The organism is Alsobacter sp. P4_H11 (assembly GCF_056400925.1).
The window spans coordinates 96,151-116,300 of record NZ_JBFUKI010000002.1 but is presented as its reverse complement, the minus strand read 5'-3'; the positions used below and the strand labels follow the sequence as shown (position 1 = coordinate 116,300).

Below are 20,150 nucleotides of genomic sequence, written 5' to 3'. Positions count from 1 at the left end.
CCTCCAGGCAGCAGCCTGCCGTCCTCGAAAAACCGGTTCCCACTTTTTCGCGGCAGGCTCATCCCCCCACGTTGAACGCCGCCAGCGCCGCCATGTTGACGATGTCGGTGTCCTTGGCCCCCAGCGGCACGATCTGCACGGCCTTGTCGAGCCCCACCAACAAGGGCCCGATCACCGTGGACCCGCCTAAACTCGCCATCATCTTGGTCGAGATCGAGGCCGAGTGGAACGCCGGCATCACCAGCACGTTGGCGGCGTCCGACAGCCGGCAGAACGGGTACTGGCTCATCAGTTCCCGGTCCAGCGCCACGTCGGCCGCCATCTCGCCGTCATACTCGAAGTCGACGCGCCGCTGGTCCAGCAGGCGCACGGCCTCCTGCACATGCGCGGTGCGCTCGCCCGGCGGATGCCCGAAGCTCGAGAACGCCAGCAGCGCCACCCGGGGCTCGTAGCCGAGCCGCCGCGCCACGCCGGCGGCCTCGATCGCGATCTCGGCCAGCTCTTGCGCGCTCGGCAGCTCCGTGATCGCCGTGTCGGCCACCAGCACGGTGCGCCCGCGCGCCAGCACCAGCGAGATGCCGATCACCCGGTGCCCGGGCTTGGGGTCGATCACGTGGCGCACGTCGTCCAGCGCCACCGAGAAGTTGCGCGTCACGCCCGTCACCATGGCGTCGGCGTCGCCCAGCGCCACCATGGCGGCCGCGAAGTGGTTGCGGTCCTGGTTGATCATCCGCTGGCAGTCGCGGAACAGGTAGCCCTTCCGCTGCAGCCGGTCATACAGGTACTGCGCGTAGGCGGTGTTCCGGTGCGAAAGCCGCGCGTTGTGGATCTCGATGCCGCTCTTGCCGTCGATCTCCAGCCCCACCTGCCGGGCGGTCTCCTTCACGCGGTCGTCGCGGCCCACCAGCACGGCCGTGCCGAGGCCCTGGTTCACGAAGCTCACCGCCGCGCGGATCACCTGCTCCTCCTCGCCCTCGGCGAAGACCACGCGCTTGGGATAGCGCCGCACCCGCTCCACGGTGCGCTGCAGCGCCCCCGCGACGGGATCGCGCCGGGCCGAGAGCTGCGCCTTGTAGGCCCCCATGTCGACGATGGGCCGCTGCGCCACGCCCGACTCCATGGCGGCCTGCGCCACCGCGGCCGGCACCCACGAGATCAGCCGCGGGTCGAACGGCGCCGGGATGATGTAGTCCCGCCCGAAGCGCGGCCGCGCGCCCTGGTAGGCGGCCGCCACCTCGTCGGGCACGTCCTCCTGGGCGAGCTGCGCCAGCGCGCGCGCCGCCGCGATCTTCATCTCCATGTTGATGGTGGTGGCCCGCACGTCCAGCGCGCCGCGGAAGATGTAGGGGAAGCCCAGCACGTTGTTGATCTGGTTCGGGTAGTCCGAGCGCCCCGTCGCCATGATCACGTCGTCGCGCACCGCGAAGGCTTCCTCCGGGGTGATCTCCGGGTCCGGGTTCGCCATCGCGAAGATGATCGGGTTCTCGGCCATGGAGCGCACCATCTCGGCCGAGACCGCGCCCTTCACCGAAAGCCCGAAGAACACGTCCGCGCCCGCGATCGCCTCGTCCAGCGTGCGCAGCGGCGTCTCGATCGCGTGCGCGCTCTTCCACTGGTTCATGCCCTCGGTGCGGCCCTTGAACACCACCCCTTTGGTGTCGCACAGGATGACGTTCTCATCCCGGAAGCCGAGCGCCTTCAGGATCTCCAGCGACGCGATTCCGGCCGCCCCGGCCCCGTTGCACACGAGCCTGGCGGTCGCGATGTCGCGCCCGGTGAGCTGCAGCGCGTTCATGATGCCGGCCGCCGCGATGATGGCGGTGCCGTGCTGGTCGTCGTGGAAAACCGGGATCTCCATGAGCTCCCGCAGCTTCTCCTCGATGATGAAGCATTCCGGGGCCTTGATGTCCTCCAGGTTGATGCCCCCGAAGGTCGGCCCGAGATAGCGCACCGCCGCGATGAATTCGTCCGGGTCCTCGGTCCCGATCTCCAGATCGAACGCGTCCACGTCCGCGAAGCGCTTGAACAGAACCGCCTTGCCCTCCATCACGGGCTTGGACGCCAGCGCCCCGCGATTGCCGAGCCCCAGGATGGCGGTGCCGTTGGAGATCACCCCCACCAGATTGCCCTTCACGGTGAGGTCGTACGCTTTCGACGGGTCCTCCGCGATCGCCAGCACCGGAATGGCCACGCCCGGCGAATAAGCCAGCGACAGGTCCCGCTGCGTTGTCATCGGCTTGGTGGCGACGACCTCCAGCTTCCCCGGCCGGCCGCGCGAATGAAACAGCAGCGCCTCCTGGTCCGTGATGGTGGGGCGGGTGCGTTTCCTCGGTGTCTTATCGTTGTCGGTCATGGCCAGCCCGGTCTTCTGCACGGATGCGGGCGGCCAACTTACGGACGCGAATGATGTTTCTCAAGCACGTTGGCGTGCGACGATGGGGGGAGGGGAGGAGGAGGGCGAGAGTTGCCCAACCCGCAACCGCGCCGATGCCCGGGCGGCTGGCGAACGGCTCACCCCAGACCGCCCTCGCCGTCATTGCGAGCGCAGCGAAGCAATCCAGATGCCGGGCGTCCCCCGCAACGGACGGGGCCGGACCTCCTCTCCCGCCAGCGGGAGAGGGGAAGCGGTGAGGGCGCGGGTTCCAAGCCCGGCGCCGGGATGGCGCGCTCTGGCTCGCAGCGACGTGGAGGCTTTGCCGAACATACCGCTAAGCTGCGCTGGTGCGCTCGCCCGCACCCGCCATCTTTCGACTGTGGTCTCTGGGCTTCAACCGGAACTTCGCGCAGATCTTTCCGTCACCGTCAACAGTGCTAAGTGTTGAGATCAAATTCTAGTCAACGGTGCTCTCTTGCCTCTCGGTCCAGCGCTGCTTCAAGGGTCGTTTGACATGAGGTCAGATGATCATGATACCGCTTCTAGAGCCAAGCCCAACAAAGCTGACAAGCGCGGCTTGAAATCACATCCAGGCTTTTCGATATCGCTGAGCAGATAAAATCTTTGCGTAGTCGGACTGGCGGCTCTAGCCGATTTCTCGTCGAAACTTTCAACGTTTAAAACTGTCCAAAACTCTGTAAAGCCAGCTGCCTTTGCCTTGAGGTGACTCTTCTCAGCTTCACCTAGTCGATTATGAAAATTGGAATAGTCCCGGCCACCTTTGATTTCCACTGCAAGAATTTTTCGATTTTGCTGACTGGAGTGTTCTTCAAGGCAAATATCAGGGTCAGCCGCATACGTGACAGACATTGTGCGTCCAGCCGAGTTGACGATCGTAAAGCCAGAATCAGTTTCTATCGCTCCTGCAGATTTTACAACGGACTGGATTGCCTCCTGTACAAGGTAAGCTCCAGTTTTGCCAGTAGCGTTATTGGCACCCCCGCGTAATTGCGCACCAAAGGTTAAAAGACACAGCTCATTGAGTCCGTTCGGAGTGATAATCTGCTCGTCCAACCCGTCCACCAGAGTGACGCCCGCCTTTGCCATTTCCTGGCAGAACACTATACAATCAGCATCCGTTACTCCTCTCCGATCACCTTTATCTTCCAGCCGTGCGAAACGGGCTAATGCTGTTCTCTTATGATAAAATTCCTTGCGACTAAAGCCGTACAGCAAGCGATAATATCCTAGCGTTTGAGGAGACGCAGACAAAACGATGGGGGTAGGAAAAACCAACTCACCACGAAGCCCAATCGACGCAAGTTTTGCAATTGCCTGCATGGGGACGATTTCGGCGAGTTGATTGTCGAGCTCCCGAATGTCCATGTCTTTGATTGAGCGCATAAGATTAGGTTGCAGGTAGAGGCTCTTAGCTCTTACTAGCGCCTGAGCGAAGCGAAGCTGTAAATTGGGAAATGGAATGTGCATTGTTTAAAGCCTCAGGAGATTAGGCGGGTTATCGACCAATCGACGTAATGAAATATCGATGTAATCAGGATTAAGTTCTATCCCAACATACCGACGACCCAACTTATTAGCAACAAGACCAACTGTGCCGGATCCAAAAAACGGATCGAGTATCAGGTCGTTGGCGCACGTTGAAGCTTTGATGCATGGCTCAACCAAAGCGCTTGGAAACGTGGCAAAGTGCGCCCCTTTGAAGGGCTGCGTGTTCACGTCCCAAACAGACCGCATGTTGCGTCCATTGCTGTCAAGCGTATCCACTTTATTATAAATATATCGTTCTGATTTCGACATCATGAATAAATATTCATGGGATCTAGTAGGCCTGTCGGCAACACTTTCGGGCATTGCATTCGGCTTATTCCAGACGATATCGGACCTTAGGTACCATCCGTTCCTCTGAAGGGCGAATGCGAGACGCCACGGAACGCCTATTAGGTCTTTGGACTTCAATCCAGCTGGTGTTGCAGGTCTCGTAGACATCGCTCTAGCGGGATTTTTTCTATCCGGCGCGCGCCAGGTACGATTACCACTAGTATAGCTATCACCGATGTTGAGCCAGAGGAGCCCGTCAGAACGGAGAACTCTCTTTGCTTGCTCAAAAACTTCTACAAGTGCGTCGATAAATTTGTCCAATTCTGCTTCAAGGCCAATCTGGCCATCGATTCCGTAATCACGCAATCCCCAGTATGGCGGAGACGTTATTATGCATTGGACCGAAGAGTCCGGTAGTTTTGAGATTGTTCGAAGTACATCGCCATTGATGACGATAGATTTACCCAATGAAATCAGGTCACTAATCAGCATAGTTTGTTCGGTCGGGAATCAGCATCGATAAAAAATATCCGACAATGCAAAAACGTCTACGAACCTGAGGTTGCATTGTCTGAAGCTCACCCATCCATCGCCGTGCGAGAACAATGTGCGTTGCTTTGTGATGGTGTAGCGCAGCTACGAAGCATTCGCAGGCGCTTGTTTCAGCGTTGCTGTACATCAACTCAGATTAGCGTACGGCTGTCCCAATGATTTGGGGGCAAGCGTTAGCGGAGAAGACGATTTCGGACTGAGGCCCGTCTGAGACACCAACCCACCCGCTCCGTCCCCGCTAGCCCCTCATCCGGTCCTTCGGACCACCTTCTCCCGGGGGGAGAAGGCGCCAGTCCAGCCCCGCGTGGCGCGCTCCGGTCAGTCTCCTTAACCCAGTCGCCCGCCCGGCGAGAACCGTTCGCCCGCCAGCGCATTCTCCATCCCGACCCACGCCAGATCCGGTCGCGGGCTGGCGCTGGCGTGGGATGAAACGGCATGACGGTGGTGGAAGGCGGCGCGCCCGGGATCGCGGGCGGCGGGTCTCGGGGGGTGGCGCGCGACAAGTCGTCTCGCGCCGGGCGGGCGCTGGACGCCGTGAACTTCACGCTCGCGGACGTGCGCGATGGGCTCGGGCCCTATCTGGCGATCTATCTCCTGGCGGTGCGCGGCCCGCAGGGCGGGTGGGACGAGGCCACCATCGGCCTCGTGATGACGGTGGCGGGGATCGCCGGGCTGGTCGCGCAGGCGCCGGCCGGGGCCTTGATCGACCGGACAACGGCCAAGCGCGCCGTCGTGATCGCGGCCGCGCTGGCCGTGACGCTGAGCTCGCTGGCGCTGCCCTTCATCAGCTCATTCGCGGCCGTGGCGGCGACGCAGTCGCTCGCGGCCGTGGCCGGGGCGGTGTTTCCGCCGGCGCTGGCCGCCATCACGCTCGGCATCGTGGGGCCGCGCAACTTCGCCCGGCGCATCGGCCGCAACGAGGCGTTCAACCATGCGGGCAATGCGGCTTCGGCTGCGGTCGCGGCCGGCTGCGCGGCGTTGTTTGGTCCCATCGTGGTGTTCTGGCTCATGGCGCTCCTGGCCGTGCTCAGCATCGGGGCGACGCTCACCATCCCGGCCGACGCCGTGGACGACGCCGTGGCGCGCGGGCTGGACCACGAAGCCGGCGAGCCGGCGGGCGCGCCATCGGGCTGGCGGACCTTGCTGGAGAACCGGCCGCTGCTGCTGTTCGCCGTGCTGGCCGCGCTGTTCCACCTCGCCAACGCGGCCATGCTGACCTCCGTGAGCCAGCTGTTGTCGCGCGTGGCCGGCAAGGAGAGCGCCACCTCGATGGTGGCGATCTGCATCGTGGCTGCCCAGGTGGTGATGGTTCCGGTCGCCATGCTGGTGGGGGCCAAGGCCGACCCGTGGGGCCGCAAGCCGCTGTTTCTGGCCGCCTTCGGCGTGCTGGCGGTGCGCGGCGCGCTGTATACGGCGTCGGACGACCCCTATTGGCTCGTCGCCGTGCAGTGCCTCGACGGGGTGGGGGCGGGCGTCTACGGGGCGCTGTTTCCCGTGGTGGTGGCGGATCTCACGCGCGGCGCCGGCCGCTTCAACGCCGCCCAGGGGGCCGTGGGGGCCGCCCAGGGGCTCGGCGCGGCGCTGAGCGCCACGCTGGCCGGGGTAATCATCGTGAGCTTCGGCTACGGCGCGGCGTTCTGGAGCCTCGCCGCCATCGCGGCGCTCGGGTTCGGGCTCTACGCCGTCCTGATGCCGGAGACGCGCGGGCGTGAAAACGCGGCGGCGGCCGCGAACGAGGCCGGCTGAAGAGCGCGGCCGGGCTGCAATTCCCGTGGACAAGCCGGGCCCGGGGCCGCGCCTTCCGGGGCGGGCTCTGGTAGCGTCCGCGCATGACCGTTCAAGGCCCCGCCCTGACCCTGCCGGACGCCGCGCCCGAGGCGCCGGACGCGCGCCTCACGCCCATGATGGCGCAGTATCTGGAGATCAAGCACGCCAATCCGGATTGCCTGCTGTTCTACCGGATGGGCGATTTCTACGAGCTGTTCTTTGGCGACGCCGAAATCGCGTCGCGCACGCTCGGCATCGTGCTGACCAAGCGCGGCAAGCACGCCGGCGAGGACATCCGCATGTGCGGCGTGCCGGTGGACCGCTCCGAGGACTACCTGCAACGTCTGATAGCGGCCGGCCACCGCGTCGCCGTCTGCGAGCAGCAGGAGGACCCCGCCGAGGCGCGCAAGCGCGGCGCCAAGAGCGTGGTGAAGCGCGGCGTCGTGCGCCTGGTCACGCCCGGCACGATCACGGAGGAGACCCTGCTGGAGCCCGGGCGCGCCAGCCTGCTGGCCGCCGTGGCGCGCGTGCGGGCCGGGGAGGGGTGGACCTACGGGCTCGCGGCCGTGGACATCTCCACGGGCGCGTTCACGGTGGGCGAGGCGCCCGAGGGCGCGCTGGCGGCCGAGATCGCCCGCCTGGAGCCGCGCGAGATCCTGGTCCCGGACGCGATCCTGGACGAGCCCGCGCTGCGGGCGCTGTGGCGCGAGACGCGCGCCCACGTCACCCCGCTCGCCCGCGACGGGCTGGACGCGAGCTCGGGCGAGCGGCGCCTGTGCGCGTTCTATGGCGTGAGCTCGCTCGCGGGCTTCGGCGCCTTCGCGCGCGCCGAGATCGCGGCCGCGGCGGCCGTGGTCGCCTATGTGGAGCGCACGCAGCTGGGCGCCCGGCCGCCCCTGTCCGCCCCCACCCGCGAGGCCGCGGACGCCTGCATGGCCATCGACGCGGCCACGCGCGCCAGCCTCGAGCTCACGCGCACGCTCGCGGGCGAGCGCGCGGGCAGCCTCCTGGCCGCGGTGGACCGCACGCTCACGCCCGCCGGCGGGCGCCTCATGGCCGAGCGCCTGGCGGGCCCGCTCACGGACGCGGGCGCGATCAACGCGCGCCTGGACGCGGTCGCGTGGCTCGTGGACGACCCCGCGGCCAGGTCCGCGTGCCGCCAGGCGCTAAAGCGCGCGCCCGACATGGCGCGGGCGCTGTCGCGCCTGACGCTGGAGCGCGGCGGCCCGCGCGATCTCGCCTGCCTGCGCGACGGGCTCGCGGCCGCGCGCGCGCTGGGCGCCGCCCTCGCGCTCGCGCCCGTGCTGCCGGCCGAGCTCGCGCAGGCGGGCGCGGTTCTGCGCGGCATGGATGGCGCGCTCGAAGCCGCGCTCGCCGCGTGCCTGGGCGAGGACCTGCCCCTGCACAAGCGCGACGGCGGGTTCGTGCGCGCCGGGCACGATCCCGCGCTCGACGAGGCGCGCGCGCTGCGCGACGAGAGCCGGCGCGTCGTCGCGGCCCTGCAGGCGCGCTACGCGGACGAGACGGGCGCCCGCACGCTGCGCGTGAAGCACAACAACTTCCTCGGCTACTTCGTCGAGGTCCCGCAGGCGGTGGGCGAGACGCTGGTGAAGCCGCCGCTAAACGCCACCTTCGTGCATCGCCAGACCATGCAGGGCGCCATGCGCTTCTCCACCGCCGAGCTCGGCGACCTGGAGAGCCGCATCGCCTCAGCGGCCGACCGGGCGCTCGCGCTGGAGCTCGCCCATTTCGACAGGCTCCGGGATATCGCGGTGGCGGCCGCCCCGGCCATCCGGGTGGTCGCGGACGCGATCGCGCGCATCGACGTCGCGGCCGCGCTGGCCGAACTCGCGGACGCCGGCGGCTGGGTGCGCCCCGTGGTGGACGACAGCCTCGCCTTCGCGATCGAGCGCGGGCGCCATCCCGTGGTCGAAGCCGCGCTGAAGCGCGACGGCCAGCCCTTCGTGGCCAACGACGCCGACCTCTCCGCCCCCGAGGGCGGCCGCGGCGGCCGCATCGCGCTGATCACCGGCCCCAACATGGCCGGCAAGTCGACCTTCCTGCGCCAGAACGCCCTGATCGCCGTGCTGGCCCAGATGGGCTCCTTCGTGCCCGCCGCCCGGGCCCATCTTGGCGTCGTCGACCGCCTGTTCTCGCGCGTCGGCGCGGCCGACGACCTCGCGCGCGGCCGCTCCACCTTCATGGTCGAGATGATCGAGGCCGCCGCCATCCTCAACCAGGCGACCCCGCGCTCGCTCGTGATCCTGGATGAGATCGGCCGCGGCACCGCCACCTTCGACGGCCTCTCGATCGCGTGGGCCACCATCGAGCACCTGCACGAGACCAACCGCTGCCGCTCGCTGTTCGCGACGCATTTTCACGAGCTCACCGCGCTGGCGCGCCGGCTGCCGCGGCTCCTGAACCTCACCGTGCGGGTCACCGAGTGGCAGGGCGACGTCGTGTTCCTCCACGAGGTCGCGCCCGGCGTGGCCGACCGCAGCTACGGCGTGCAGGTAGCCAAGCTCGCCGGCCTGCCGCGCGCCGTGGTGGACCGCGCCCGCGTGATCCTGGACGAGCTCGAGGCGTCCGAGCGCCAGGCCCCGGTGGACCGCATGGTGGACGACCTGCCGCTCTTCGCAGCGGCGCGCCCTTCGGCCGGCTTCGCCGAAGCCCCGTCCGGCCCGGACCCGCTGCGCGAGGCTCTGGACGCCGTGGACCCGGACGCCCTGTCGCCCCGCGAAGCGCTCGAGGCGCTGTACCGCCTCAAGGCCGCAGCGCAGTGACGGGCTCAACGCCACGCATTAGCTGAAAATTCACCAATCCCCATCATGCTCACCAAAAGGTTTACAGCGGGGATCGAGTGATGCTGGGCGCTTCCAAGACACTGCGCATGGGCGCGAAACTGGGCCTGCCGGTCGCCGCAGCCCTGCTGGTCTGCGCCTTCGCGGTCCCGGCCGTGGCGCTGGACAGCATCGTGGTGCAGACGGACCACGCCCAGGTGCTCAAGCTGCCGCCCAGGGCGACCACGATCGTGATCGGCAACCCGATGATCGCGGACGTCGCCGTTCAGAAGAACGGGTCGATGGTGCTCACCGGCAAGAGCTATGGCGAAACCAACCTCATCGCCCAGGATTCCACCGGCGCGGTGATCGGCGAGTCCAAGATCCGCGTCGAGGCGGCGTCGGAGAACATGGTTGTGGTCCAGCGCGGCATGGAGCGCGAGACCTATTCCTGCGCGCCGCACTGCCAGCCCACCATGTCGCTGGGCGACGTGCAGCGCCATTTCGAGAGCGTGGGCGCGCAGACGACCAACCGAAACCAGCTCGCGAAGTAATCGCGGCCGCGTACCTCGAATTTCGCCTGATGCGTTTGGCTTTGATTCATTATGCCCACAGGTTGTGCGCGCAATCGCGCTGAACCGAAACATACTCTCAACCGGTCCTGAGCGATCGTCGAAGGTGCGACGATAGTTCCGTATCGGAGATTGAGGATGCAAACGTCCACCTCGCCACAGGCGAAGCCTGGACCTGCCGGGCCGCGCAGGCGCCGCGGCGTCTTCGCACGTTTCGGTCGTGATCGGCGCGGCTCCGTCGCGGTCGAGTTCGCGATGCTGGCCATTCCGTTCATCAGCCTCGTCTACGCGATCTTCGAAACCTCCATGGTGCACATCACCGGCCAGGTGCTGCAGACCGCCGTGACGGACGCATCGCGCCTGGTGATGACCGGCCAGGCCCAGTCCGGCGGGTTCGATCAGGCCAAGTTCAAGACGGAAGTCTGCAATCGCGTGAAGGCGATGTTCGACTGCCCGACGCTCCTGAAGGTCGACGTCCGCGTTGCGACGTCGTTTGGAGCCGCCGATACGTCGCGGCCGCCGGTCAACTCCGGCAACCTGGACACGACCAGCTTCGCCTATTCGCCGGGCGGCCCACGCACCATCAACGTGGTGCGCGCCGTGATCGCATATCCGATCATCCTGCCGCTCATCGGCCAGACCTTCGTGAACCTGAACGGCAACAAGCTGCTGATCATGGGCACGGCGGTGTTCCAGACCGAACCTTTCGCGGCCACGCCATGATGAACCCGTTGATGACCCGCCTGCGGCGTCTTCCGGCTCTGCGCCGCGTTTTTTCGGCCGCGTCCGACACGAGCGGCGTCGCCGCCGTCGAGTTCGCCCTGATCCTGCCCGTGATGCTGGTGCTCTATATCGGCTCGGTCGAGGTGAGCCAGGGGCTCAGCGCCGATCGCAAGGTCGTGCTCCTCACCCGCACGCTCGCCGACCTGGTGACGCAAAACGACACCCTGAACGGCACGCAGGTGACCCAGATCATGTCGGCCGGCACGGCCGTGATGTCCCCGATGGCGTCCAGCCCGATCGAGATGCGGATCACCAGCGTGGCGATCTCGGACGTCTCCGGCAAGGAGGCGACGGCCTGCTGGAGCCAGGCCAGCGCGAACTGGTCCGGCACGCCGGCCAGCGCCTATCCGAAGGGCTACATCTTCAACACCATCCAGGTGCCGACGGCCCTGCGGGCCGACCCGGGAACCTCCGTGGTGCTGGCCGAGGTGCGGTATCCCTACAAGCCCGTGATGGGCTACGTGATCACCAGCACGCTGACGCTCAGCGAGCGCATCTTCATGCGCCCGCGCATCGCCGCCTATGTGAGCAACACGGACTTCGCCAACAGCGGCAAGCCCACGGCCGCAAGCGGCCCCTGCACCTGAGACCGCGGCCTCGATTTCCACCCTTCCCTTGAGGGGGAGGGGTGGCGCTCAGCGCCGTTCGGGAAGCCGCACTTCGTCAGCGAACCGGTCCGCTCGACTCTCTCCGTCATCCCCGGCGGCGCGCAGCGCCGGGAGGGGGATCCAGGGGTGAGCGCCTTTGCCCCTGGATCCCCTTCCCGACCTGCTGCGCAGGTCGCCGGGGATGACGGCGGAGAGGCCGGCGCAACGTCTGAGGGTCTGAGTACGGCAGTCCGACGGCGCGAACGGGAGCTTGCGCCACCCTCTTGTCATTGCGAGCGACAGCGAAGCAATCCAGTCTAGTGGCCGCGCCATTAGACTGGATTGCTTCGCCTCCGGCTCGCAATGACGGCGGAGAGGCCGGCGGAACGTCCGAGGGTCTGAGTACGGCAGTCCCGACAGCGCGCACAAAAGCTTGCGCCACCCTCTCGTCATTGCGAGCGAGAGCGAAGCAACCCAGTTTAAAAGCCGGGCCATTAGACTGGATTGCTTCGCCTCCGGCTCGCAATGACGGCGGAGAGGCCGGCGGAACGTCCGAGGGTCTGAGTACGGCAGTCCCGGCGGCGCGCACAAAAGCTTGCGCCACCCTCGCCGTCATTGCGAGCGACAGCGAAGCAATCCAGCCTAAAACCCGGGCCTCTAGACTGGATTGCTTTGCGTTCGGCTCGCAGAGCGTCGGGCCGGGCCCGTCAGATCGACTGGTTGTAGGCGCCGACCTCGGAGTTCTCGCGCAGCACGCCGTCCACGGCCTTGAACATCTCGCGCATGCGGGCTTCCGAGACCGGGCTTTCGATCACGACCACGAGCTCGGGCTTGTTGGACGAGGCGCGGACGAGGCCCCAGGTGCCGTCCTGCGCGGTGACGCGCACGCCATTCACCGTGACGATGTCGCGGATGGGCTGGCCCGCGATGGCCTCGCCGGCGGCCTGCATGGCCTGGAAGCGCTGCGTGACCCGCTCGGACACCTGGTACTTCACCTCGTCGGCGCAGTGCGGCGACATGGTGGGGGTGCCGTAGGTCTTCGGCAGGGCGCGGTAGAGGTCCGCCATGGTCTTGTCGGGGTTGCGGTCGAGCATGTCGAGCACCGCGATCGCCGTCACGAGGCCGTCGTCATAGCCGCGGCCGACCGGCGCGTTGAAGAAGAAGTGGCCGGACTTCTCGAAGCCCGCCAGCGCCTTCAGGTCGGCGACCCGGCGCTTGATGTAGGAGTGGCCGGTCTTCCAGTAGTCGGCCTTCACGCCGTTGGCCTGCAGCACCGGATCGGTCGCGAACAGGCCGGTGGACTTCACGTCCACCACGAAGGTCGCGCCCGGGTGCAGCGCCGACAGGTCGCGCGCCAGCATGACGCCGATCTTGTCGGCGAAGATCTCCTCGCCCTCGTTGTCCACCACGCCGCAACGGTCGCCGTCGCCGTCGAAGCCGAGGCCCACATCGGCCCCGTGCTCCTTAACGGCGTGCGCCATGGCGTGCAGCATTTCCATGTCTTCGGGATTCGGATTGTAGCGCGGGAAGGTGTGGTCGAGCTCGACGTCGAGCGGGATCACCTCGACGCCCAGCCGCTCCAGGATATGCGGCGCGAAGGCGCCGGCCGTGCCGTTGCCGCAGGCGGCCACGACCTTGAGCTTGCGCTTGATCGGCGCCCGGGTGGTGAGATCCGCGATGTAGCGCTCGGGGAAGTTCTCGACGAAGTTGTAGGAGCCGCCCTCGCGGGTTTCGTATGCGCCCGAGAGCACGATCTCCTTGAGCCGGCTCATCTCGTCCGGCCCGAAGGTGACCGGGCGCTGGGCCCCCATCTTCACGCCCGTCCAGCCGTTGTCGTTGTGCGAGGCCGTCACCATGGCGACGCAGGGCACGTCGAGCTCGAACTGGGCGAAATACGCCATCGGGGAGAGCGCCAGCCCGATGTCATGGACCCGGCAGCCGGCCGCCATGAGGCCGTTGATCAGCGCCATCTTGATGGCCGACGAATAGCCGCGGAAATCATGGCCCGTGACGATCTCGGGCTTCACGCCCATCTCGCGGATCAGCGCGCCGAGGCCCATCCCGAGGGCCTGCACGCCCATCAGGTTGATCTCTTTCTCGAACAGCCAGCGGGCGTCGTATTCCCGGAAGCCGGTGGGCTTCACCATCGGGAGGGTCTCGTAGCCATACGTATTCGTGTGGAGGAGGGGGACGGGTTTTGGGAACATGAGCCTGCCGATGATGTGCTGATCGTGCGCCACGCTGGCCCGAAAGAGGCAGCGCCGCAACGGTTTCAAAAGCGTTAGAGGACGAACTTACTGGGTGAGCACGAGGCGCCCTTGGGCGAATTCCATGCCTCCGAGCCGACGCAGGAAGGACATGCCCAGCAGCGTGCCTTCCAGCCGGCCGGCCGGCATCACCATGGCTTCCACGTCGCGCACCACGATGCCGTTGAGGCGCACCTCGGGCAGGCGCACCTGGGCGGCGCGGATCACCCCATTGGCGGTGTTCACCGGAATGCGGAAGTCGGCGCCGGTCGGAAACACGCCGACGCGCCGGGCGTCCTCGGCCGAAAGCGCGACCGTGGACGCGCCGGTGTCCACCAGCGTGCGCACGATGACGTTGTTGATCTGCAGGTTGGCGACGAAATGCCCGCGGGCGTCGGCCGCCAGCGTCACGGTGGCGCGGCCCTGGGCGTTGCGCGCAGGCGGCGCCGGCGCGGCCGACGCCGGCTCCGGCGTCACGGCGGTCTGCGCCGCCACGGCGGCCGTGGGCGCAGGCGGACGGCCCACGGATTTCACCGCGAACACGCTGACCAGAACGATGAATGCGGCGGCGGCGGCGATCTTCAGCATGACGTCTCCTTGGGGAGACCCTACACCGGCCCGTGTTCAGCCGGCGTTTGCGCCCGATCGTGGATTGCGCGCTTTGCCGTAACCGCTCGTTCAGCCTGTTTCGCTCAGGCCTGGAAGCCCGCCACGGCGGCGTCGATGGCCTCCCGGGTGGGGATGCTGGTCTGCGCCCCCTCGGCCGCGCAGGCCAGGCTGCCGGCGGCCGCGGCGCGCGCCAGCGCGGTGGTGAAGCCGAGCCCGCAATCCATCGCGGCCGCGAGTGCGCCGCAGAACGTGTCGCCCGCCGCCGTTGTGTCGACCGGGGTGACCGGCAGGGCCGGCGCGGCGCGGCGGAGGCCGCCCGTCCACCCCACCGCGCCGTCGGCGCCGAGCGTCACGATGGTCGAGACGCCGTGCCGGGCGTCGATGTCGCGCGCGATGGCGTCCGGCTCGCCCGCGATGTCGAGCCCGGCGCCCACGATCACGGCCTCGTGCTCGTTGACGATCAGCAGGTCGAGGCAGGCCAGCAGGGCGGGGTCGAGCCGTCCCGCCGGCGCGGCGTTCAGGATCACGCGGGCGCCGGCCGCCTTGGCGATCCGGGCGGCCGCGAGCGCCTCGGCGTCCGGAACCTCGCGCTGCAGCAGGAGGGTGTCGCGCTCGCCCATCGCGAGCCCGTCGAGCTGGCTGGCCCGCACATGCGCGTTGGCGCCGGCCGCCACCACGATGGCGTTCTCGCCGCCGTCCGAGACACTGATGAAGGCCGCGCCCGTGGGCGCCTCCACCTGGGCGACGCGGCTGAGGTCCACCCCGTCCCGCTCCAGCAGCGACAGCGCGAGCGGGCCGAAAGGGTCGCGCCCCACCGCGCCGACCAGCGTCACCTCCGCGCCGGCGCGCCGGGCCGCGAGCGCCTGGTTGGCGCCCTTGCCGCCCGGGATCACCGCGTAGCCCGGACCCAGGATGGTCTCGCCTGGCCCGGGGATGCGCTCCACCCGGGTGACGAAATCGACATTGACCGAACCGAACACCACGATCATGCGCGCGCCGCCTTGAACCCGTCGTAAGCCTGCAGGAATGCCCGGGCCTTGTCGCCGACCTGCGTGGCCGTGTCGCCCGGCTTGAACAGCGCCGAGCCGAGCCCGAAGCCGCTCACCGGCCCGTCCGCGTAGCGCGGGAGCGTGTCGGGCGTGATCCCGCCCACCATCACGAGCGTGGCGCCTTTGGGCAGCACCGCCCCCATGGCCTTGGCGCCGGCCGGGCCGATGAGCTCGCCGGGAAAGAACTTCAACACGTCCGCGCCGGCGTCCAGCGCCGCATAGGCCTCGGTGGGGGTCATCACGCCCGGCGCCGAGACGAGGCCGAGCGCCTTGGCGCGGCGGATCACGTCCTGGTTGGCGTTGGGCGAGACGATCAGCGTGCCGCCCGCCTGCGCGACCGCGTCAACGTCGGGGACGCGCACCACCGTGCCCGCGCCCACCACGGCGCGGCCGTGCAGCGCCTTCGCGAGCCGGCCGATGCTGTCCAGCGGCTCGGGCGAGTTCAACGGCACTTCCAGAATAGTGAAGCCCGCTCCCGCCAGCGCCTCGCCCACCGCCACGGCCTCGTCGGGCCGCAGCCCGCGCAGGATCGCGATCAGCGGGCAGCGCGCATAGGCGGCGTGGAAGGCGGCTGTGTGGGACATGGCTCGCGCCTTTCGGTTGGGATCAGACGGCCGCGAGCCGGCGCAGGCCGGCCACCACGGCGTCCTCTGGGTCGATGAGCCGGCAAGCCCGCCCGCGCGAGGCCAGCGCGGCCGTGTAGGACTGGGCGAAGACCCCGTCCGCCACCAGGGCGATGGCGGCCGCGTCGCCCGCGCCCGCCAGCCCGGCGTCGATCTCGGTCCCGATCAGCAGGCCGGAGAGGTAGGGCCCCACTTGCGCGGGCGGCAGCTCGCCCATCAGCACCAGCGTGCGGGCCGAGAACGCCACATGGGTGAGCCCGCCCGGCCGGCGCGCGGCGTCCAGGCCTCGCGCGAAGCCCGCCGGGTCGGCCGGCTCCTCGGCGAGCTTGCCCAGGATGGTGTGGTCCTTCAGCGCGCCGAAGAAGTCGCCCGTCATGAAGGTCGAGAAGCCCTCGATCCGGCCGCCCTCGATGCGGGCCCATTTGGAGTGCGTGCCCGGCATAACGACGAGCCCGTCGGCGACGCCGCAGCCCGCGATCTTTGTTTCCTCGCCGCGCATCACGTCGGGCGCTCCGGCGGCGTCGCGGGCCGTGAGCCCCGGCACGATCATGGCGCGGCGGCCCTCGCCGGCGTCCACCACCGCGAAGGCGCGCGCCAGCGCGTCGATCCCGACCGGGCAGGCGAGATAGGGCGCCTCGACCCAGCCGTTGCGGCTGCCCACCATGCCGGCCATCACCACCGGCGCGTCGGGCCAGCGATGGAGCCAGGCGCCGAGGTGGCGGCGGAATACGGCCGGAAAGCCGCCCGGCGGCACCGCCATGATGCCGTCGTCGCCGGTGACGCGGTCCAGCACCGCGCCGGAGCCGTCCACCAGCCAAGCCCGCAGCCGGGTGGTGCCCCAGTCCACGGCGATCATCGCTGGATCCTGCGCGCTCATGCTGATTGTTCCGGCTCTCGTCGACGGGCGGACCCTATTGGGTTTTTGCGCGCTTTCAAGCCGCCGCTCAGGCGCTCCACAGCCGCCGGTCGTAGTCCACCGCGTAGCGCTCGGGATGCGACGCGATCGCGGCCATCCCGTGCAGCACGGCGTCCGGCGAGGTCACCATGCGGGTGGCGATGCGCTTTGGCAGGCTCTCCACCGGCTCCTTGCGCTCGAAAGCGGCCCGGAACGCGGCCGGGTCCAGCAGCGGCCGGATGCGCGGCAGGATGCCGCCCGCCAGCGTCACCCCGCCCGTGCCGCCAAACACGATCGCCATGTCGCCCGCGAACCGCGCCAGCACGCGGATGAACATCCGCACGGTGTCGGCCTCGGCGCTCGCATGGTCGGCCAGCGCGGCGTTCACGATCGCGACGCCGTCGAGCCCGTCCGGCGTAGCGGTTCCAGCCGCCGCCATGCGGGCGTGATGCAGCGCCACGAGGCCGGGACCGGACAGGATGGCCTCGGCGGTGAGCCGGCCTTCCACCCGCCGCACATGCGCGAACACGCGCTCCTCCTCCGCGTCGAAGGGCGCAAAATCCACATGGCCGCCTTCGCTGGGCAGCGGCGCGAAGCGGCCCGCCACCTCCACGAGCGCGCCGACGCCGAGCCCCGTCCCGGGCCCGAGCACCACGCGCGGCCCGATGCCCGGCGCCACGGTCCCGATCGACTCGACGACGCCGTCCGGCAAGGCCGGCAGGGCGAGCGCCTGCGCCTCGAAGTCGTTCAGCAGCAGGCCCTCGACGGCGCCGCCGAGGCGCACGATCTCGGGCCCGTCGATCACCCAATGCGCGTTGGTGAGGCGGCAGACCCGGTCGTTCACCGGCCCGGCCCCGCACAGGATGGCGGAGCGCGGCTTGCGCGAAGCCGGCGTGGTCGCGGCCGCGAGCGCCAGCGACACGGTGTCGAAATCGGCCGTGCGAAAGCGGCCGAGCATCGCCAGAGGTCCGTCCGGCTCCTCCTGCACGGCGAAGCGGGCGTTGGTGCCGCCGATGTCGCCGACGATCACCGGGTATGGAAAAACGGTAGGGGAAAAGCTCGACACGGGCGTTCCTGGTTCCACGCGCCGCCATCTCGCCGGGGGCGCTTGCCGCTGTCAACGCGGGAGGCGGCGGCGGGATGCGGGTCTTCCTTCTCCCATCGGGAGAAGGTGTCAGCGAAGCTGACGGATGAGGGACTGACGACAGGTAGCTAGCCGCTCTACGGGAACAATCCCGATCATTAGTCCCTCATCCGGCCCTTTGGGCCACCTTCTCCCGGGGGGAGAAGGGATACGCGCCTAGCGGGCGAACCCGCCCACCCAAGCCTAGACCATTTTCGGCCTGCCCTCCGGCGCGAAATCGGCTAAAAGCGCGCCGAACCTTCATGCACACGCCCAGCGGGAGCCGCCATGTCCAGCGCCGCCTCGAGCCTCTTTCCGATGGCCCAGGATTCCACCCCCTATCGCAAGCTGGACGTGCCGGGCGTTTCGGTCGAGACGGTCGGCGGGCGCGAGTTCATCAACGTCTCGGCCGAGGCGATCCGGGCGCTCGCCAAGCAGGCGCTGATCGACATCAACCACCTGCTGCGCCCCGGCCACCTCGCCCAGTTGGCGAAGATCCTCGACGATCCGGAAGCGACCTCCAACGACAAGTTCGTCGCATATGACCTCCTGAAGAACGCCAATATCGCGGCCGGCGGCATCCTGCCCATGTGCCAGGACACCGGCACCGCCATCGTGATGGGCAAGAAGGGCCGCTTCATCTGGACGGACGGAACCGACGAGGACGCGCTCTCGGACGGCATCCGCGACGCCTATTTCGAGAAGAACCTGCGCTATTCGCAGCTCGCGCCGCTCTCGATGTTCGAGGAAAAGAACACCCGCAACAATCTGCCGGCGCAGATCGACATCTACGCGGAGGGCGACGACGCCTACAAGTTCCTGTTCGTCGCCAAGGGCGGCGGCTCGGCCAACAAGACCTTCCTCTACCAGGCTACGCCCTCGCTCCTGACCAAGGACCGTATGATGGCGTTCCTGAAGGAGAAGATCCTGACGCTCGGCACGGCCGCCTGCCCGCCCTACCACCTCGCCATCGTGATCGGCGGCACCTCGGCCGAGCTCGTTATGAAAACCGTGAAGCTCGCCTCGACGCGGTATCTCGACGACCTGCCCACGCAGGGCTCGGAAGCCGGCCATGCGTTCCGCGATCTCGGGATGGAGGCGGAGGTCCACAAGCTCACGCAGCAGCTCGGCGTCGGCGCGCAGTTCGGCGGCAAGTATTTCTGCCACGACGTGCGCGTCATTCGCCTGCCGCGCCACGGCGCGTCCATGCCGATCGGGCTCGGCGTGTCCTGCTCGGCGGACCGGCAGGCCAAGGCCAAGATCACCCGCGACGGCGTGTTCCTGGAGGCGCTGGAGACGCACCCGGCGCAGTACCTGCCGGAGGTGGACGAAAGCACGCTCGGCGGCGCGGTGGTGCAGATCGACCTGAACCGCCCGATGTCGGAGATCCGGGCCTCGCTCAGCCAGCATCCTATCCGCACCCGCGTGTCGCTCACCGGCCCCATCGTGGTGGCGCGCGACCTCGCGCACGCCAAGATCCGCGAGCTGCTGGATAGCGGCCAGCCGATGCCGGACTACATGCGCAACCACCCGGTCTATTACGCCGGCCCGGCGAAGACGCCGGAGGGCATGCCGTCCGGCTCCTTCGGGCCGACCACGGCGGGGCGCATGGATTCCTATGTGGACCAGTTCCAGGCGGCCGGCGGCAGCTTCGTGATGCTCGCCAAGGGCAACCGCTCCAAGGAGGTCCGCGACGCCTGCCAGAAGCATGGCGGCTTCTATCTCGGCTCCATCGGCGGCCCGGCGGCGCGGCTGGCGCAGGATTGCATCAAGAAGGTCGAGGTTCTGGAATATCCCGAGCTCGGCATGGAGGCGATCTGGCGCATCGAGGTGGAGAACTTCCCGGCCTTCATCGTGGTTGACGACAAGGGCAACGACTTCTTCAAGGAGCTGAACCTCGGATGAGCCTCCGCGTCCTCGCATTGGCCGGCGCCTGCGTGACCGCCCTGGCTGCGCCCGCCGGCGCGGCCGGGCCGAACTCCCCCGAATGCAAGCGCGACCTCCTGGTCGCCGACAGCCTCGTGCGCACCAGCCGCGACCGCCTGGTCGCAGCCTCGGGCGCGCCTCTGGCCAACCAGTGCGCGATCTGGCGCGAGCACGTCAACGCCGCCCGCCAGGCCAACGCCATCCAGGGCCGCTGCCAGACCGGCATCGGCAAATCCGTGATCCAGGCCGAACTGGTGAACACCGCCACGGAGTTCGAAGCCCAGATCAAGGCGCGCTGCAAGGGGCTGTGACGGGGCTCAACTCTCACCGTCATCCCCGGCGGCGCATAGCGCCGGGAAGGGGATCCAGGGGTGAGCGCCTTTGCCCTGGATCCCCTTCCCGACCTGCTCCGCAGGTCGCCGGGA

Annotated in this window: 16 protein-coding genes; 7 read left to right on the top strand and 9 right to left on the bottom strand. The window is 68.2% G+C overall.

The window, feature by feature from the left end; translation table 11 throughout:
• Positions 1-58: 58 nt before the first annotated feature.
• From AC1DSZ_RS03970 to AC1DSZ_RS03960, 3 genes are all read right to left on the bottom strand, one after another.
• Positions 59-2,353 carry an NADP-dependent malic enzyme gene (locus AC1DSZ_RS03970; protein ID WP_476837090.1) on the bottom strand — a complete coding sequence of 765 codons (2,295 nt, stop codon included), beginning with the start codon at positions 2,351-2,353 and terminating at the stop codon, positions 59-61.
• Between the two features lie 549 nt (positions 2,354-2,902).
• Positions 2,903-3,862: an XcyI family restriction endonuclease gene (locus tag AC1DSZ_RS03965; protein WP_476837089.1), complete on the bottom strand. Its 960-nt coding sequence runs from the start codon at positions 3,860-3,862 to the stop codon at positions 2,903-2,905.
• Between the two features lie 3 nt (positions 3,863-3,865).
• Positions 3,866-4,705: a DNA-methyltransferase gene (locus AC1DSZ_RS03960; RefSeq protein ID WP_476837088.1), complete on the bottom strand. Its 840-nt coding sequence runs from the start codon at positions 4,703-4,705 to the stop codon at positions 3,866-3,868.
• Between the two features lie 495 nt (positions 4,706-5,200).
• Here AC1DSZ_RS03960 and AC1DSZ_RS03955 point away from each other — a divergent pair, with 495 nt between their 5' ends.
• The 5 genes from AC1DSZ_RS03955 (at position 5,201) to AC1DSZ_RS03935 (ending at position 11,254) form a co-directional block, all read left to right on the top strand.
• Positions 5,201-6,511, top strand: a complete 1,311-nt coding sequence (locus AC1DSZ_RS03955; RefSeq protein ID WP_476837087.1) for an MFS transporter — start codon at positions 5,201-5,203, stop codon at positions 6,509-6,511.
• Between the two features lie 83 nt (positions 6,512-6,594).
• A complete protein-coding gene (mutS, locus tag AC1DSZ_RS03950) occupies positions 6,595-9,315 on the top strand; it encodes a DNA mismatch repair protein MutS (RefSeq protein WP_476837086.1) in 2,721 nt (906 codons plus the stop codon).
• Between the two features lie 80 nt (positions 9,316-9,395).
• Positions 9,396-9,866, top strand: coding sequence for a pilus assembly protein N-terminal domain-containing protein (locus tag AC1DSZ_RS03945; RefSeq protein ID WP_476837085.1), 471 nt, complete (start codon positions 9,396-9,398; stop codon positions 9,864-9,866).
• A gap of 156 nt (positions 9,867-10,022) precedes the next feature.
• On the top strand, positions 10,023-10,607 hold the full coding sequence (locus AC1DSZ_RS03940) for a TadE/TadG family type IV pilus assembly protein (RefSeq protein ID WP_476837084.1): 585 nt from the start codon (positions 10,023-10,025) through the stop codon (positions 10,605-10,607).
• Positions 10,608-10,618: 11 nt separating this feature from the next.
• Positions 10,619-11,254 carry a TadE/TadG family type IV pilus assembly protein gene (locus AC1DSZ_RS03935; protein WP_476837083.1) on the top strand — a complete coding sequence of 212 codons (636 nt, stop codon included), beginning with the start codon at positions 10,619-10,621 and terminating at the stop codon, positions 11,252-11,254.
• A 707-nt stretch (positions 11,255-11,961) separates the two neighbouring features.
• Here the strand turns inward: AC1DSZ_RS03935 and AC1DSZ_RS03930 are convergent.
• The 6 genes from AC1DSZ_RS03930 to AC1DSZ_RS03905 all read right to left on the bottom strand — a co-directional run bounded on the left by AC1DSZ_RS03930 (position 11,962) and on the right by AC1DSZ_RS03905 (position 17,742).
• Positions 11,962-13,461: a phosphomannomutase/phosphoglucomutase gene (locus tag AC1DSZ_RS03930; protein WP_476837082.1), complete on the bottom strand. Its 1,500-nt coding sequence runs from the start codon at positions 13,459-13,461 to the stop codon at positions 11,962-11,964.
• Between the two features lie 87 nt (positions 13,462-13,548).
• Positions 13,549-14,088 (bottom strand): retropepsin-like aspartic protease family protein, encoded by a 540-nt coding sequence (locus tag AC1DSZ_RS03925; protein WP_476837081.1) that lies wholly within the window; start codon positions 14,086-14,088, stop codon positions 13,549-13,551.
• Positions 14,089-14,192: 104 nt separating this feature from the next.
• Positions 14,193-15,098: a ribokinase gene (locus AC1DSZ_RS03920; RefSeq protein ID WP_476837080.1), complete on the bottom strand. Its 906-nt coding sequence runs from the start codon at positions 15,096-15,098 to the stop codon at positions 14,193-14,195.
• Positions 15,095-15,742, bottom strand: a complete 648-nt coding sequence (locus tag AC1DSZ_RS03915) for a 2-dehydro-3-deoxy-6-phosphogalactonate aldolase (RefSeq protein WP_476837079.1) — start codon at positions 15,740-15,742, stop codon at positions 15,095-15,097. Before AC1DSZ_RS03915 ends, AC1DSZ_RS03920 begins: the two co-directional genes overlap by 4 nt.
• A gap of 22 nt (positions 15,743-15,764) precedes the next feature.
• Positions 15,765-16,658: a 2-dehydro-3-deoxygalactonokinase gene (locus AC1DSZ_RS03910; protein WP_476837078.1), complete on the bottom strand. Its 894-nt coding sequence runs from the start codon at positions 16,656-16,658 to the stop codon at positions 15,765-15,767.
• A 67-nt stretch (positions 16,659-16,725) separates the two neighbouring features.
• Complete coding sequence (locus tag AC1DSZ_RS03905; RefSeq protein WP_476837077.1) at positions 16,726-17,742, bottom strand: glucokinase; 1,017 nt, start codon at positions 17,740-17,742, stop codon at positions 16,726-16,728.
• A 345-nt stretch (positions 17,743-18,087) separates the two neighbouring features.
• On the opposite strand from AC1DSZ_RS03905, the gene AC1DSZ_RS03900 reads away from it, so the two are divergent.
• A complete protein-coding gene (locus AC1DSZ_RS03900; RefSeq protein ID WP_476837076.1) occupies positions 18,088-19,704 on the top strand; it encodes a fumarate hydratase in 1,617 nt (538 codons plus the stop codon).
• Positions 19,701-20,036 (top strand): hypothetical protein, encoded by a 336-nt coding sequence (locus AC1DSZ_RS03895; protein WP_476837075.1) that lies wholly within the window; start codon positions 19,701-19,703, stop codon positions 20,034-20,036. The genes AC1DSZ_RS03900 and AC1DSZ_RS03895 overlap by 4 nt, the downstream gene beginning before the upstream one ends.
• Positions 20,037-20,150: the final 114 nt, after the last annotated feature.

Coding starts and splice junctions, on each gene's coding strand:
- AC1DSZ_RS03910 (WP_476837078.1), bottom strand. CDS start 16,658: ATGAGCGCGCAGGATCCAGCGATGATCGCCGTGGACTGGGGCACCACC.
- AC1DSZ_RS03970 (WP_476837090.1), bottom strand. CDS start 2,353: ATGACCGACAACGATAAGACACCGAGGAAACGCACCCGCCCCACCATC.
- AC1DSZ_RS03960 (WP_476837088.1), bottom strand. CDS start 4,705: ATGCTGATTAGTGACCTGATTTCATTGGGTAAATCTATCGTCATCAAT.
- AC1DSZ_RS03925 (WP_476837081.1), bottom strand. CDS start 14,088: ATGCTGAAGATCGCCGCCGCCGCCGCATTCATCGTTCTGGTCAGCGTG.
- AC1DSZ_RS03920 (WP_476837080.1), bottom strand. CDS start 15,098: ATGATCGTGGTGTTCGGTTCGGTCAATGTCGATTTCGTCACCCGGGTG.
- AC1DSZ_RS03945 (WP_476837085.1), top strand. CDS start 9,396: ATGCTGGGCGCTTCCAAGACACTGCGCATGGGCGCGAAACTGGGCCTG.
- AC1DSZ_RS03940 (WP_476837084.1), top strand. CDS start 10,023: ATGCAAACGTCCACCTCGCCACAGGCGAAGCCTGGACCTGCCGGGCCG.
- AC1DSZ_RS03900 (WP_476837076.1), top strand. CDS start 18,088: ATGTCCAGCGCCGCCTCGAGCCTCTTTCCGATGGCCCAGGATTCCACC.
- AC1DSZ_RS03955 (WP_476837087.1), top strand. CDS start 5,201: ATGACGGTGGTGGAAGGCGGCGCGCCCGGGATCGCGGGCGGCGGGTCT.
- AC1DSZ_RS03935 (WP_476837083.1), top strand. CDS start 10,619: ATGACCCGCCTGCGGCGTCTTCCGGCTCTGCGCCGCGTTTTTTCGGCC.
- AC1DSZ_RS03965 (WP_476837089.1), bottom strand. CDS start 3,862: ATGCACATTCCATTTCCCAATTTACAGCTTCGCTTCGCTCAGGCGCTA.
- AC1DSZ_RS03930 (WP_476837082.1), bottom strand. CDS start 13,461: ATGTTCCCAAAACCCGTCCCCCTCCTCCACACGAATACGTATGGCTAC.
- AC1DSZ_RS03895 (WP_476837075.1), top strand. CDS start 19,701: ATGAGCCTCCGCGTCCTCGCATTGGCCGGCGCCTGCGTGACCGCCCTG.
- mutS (WP_476837086.1), top strand. CDS start 6,595: ATGACCGTTCAAGGCCCCGCCCTGACCCTGCCGGACGCCGCGCCCGAG.
- AC1DSZ_RS03915 (WP_476837079.1), bottom strand. CDS start 15,742: ATGTCCCACACAGCCGCCTTCCACGCCGCCTATGCGCGCTGCCCGCTG.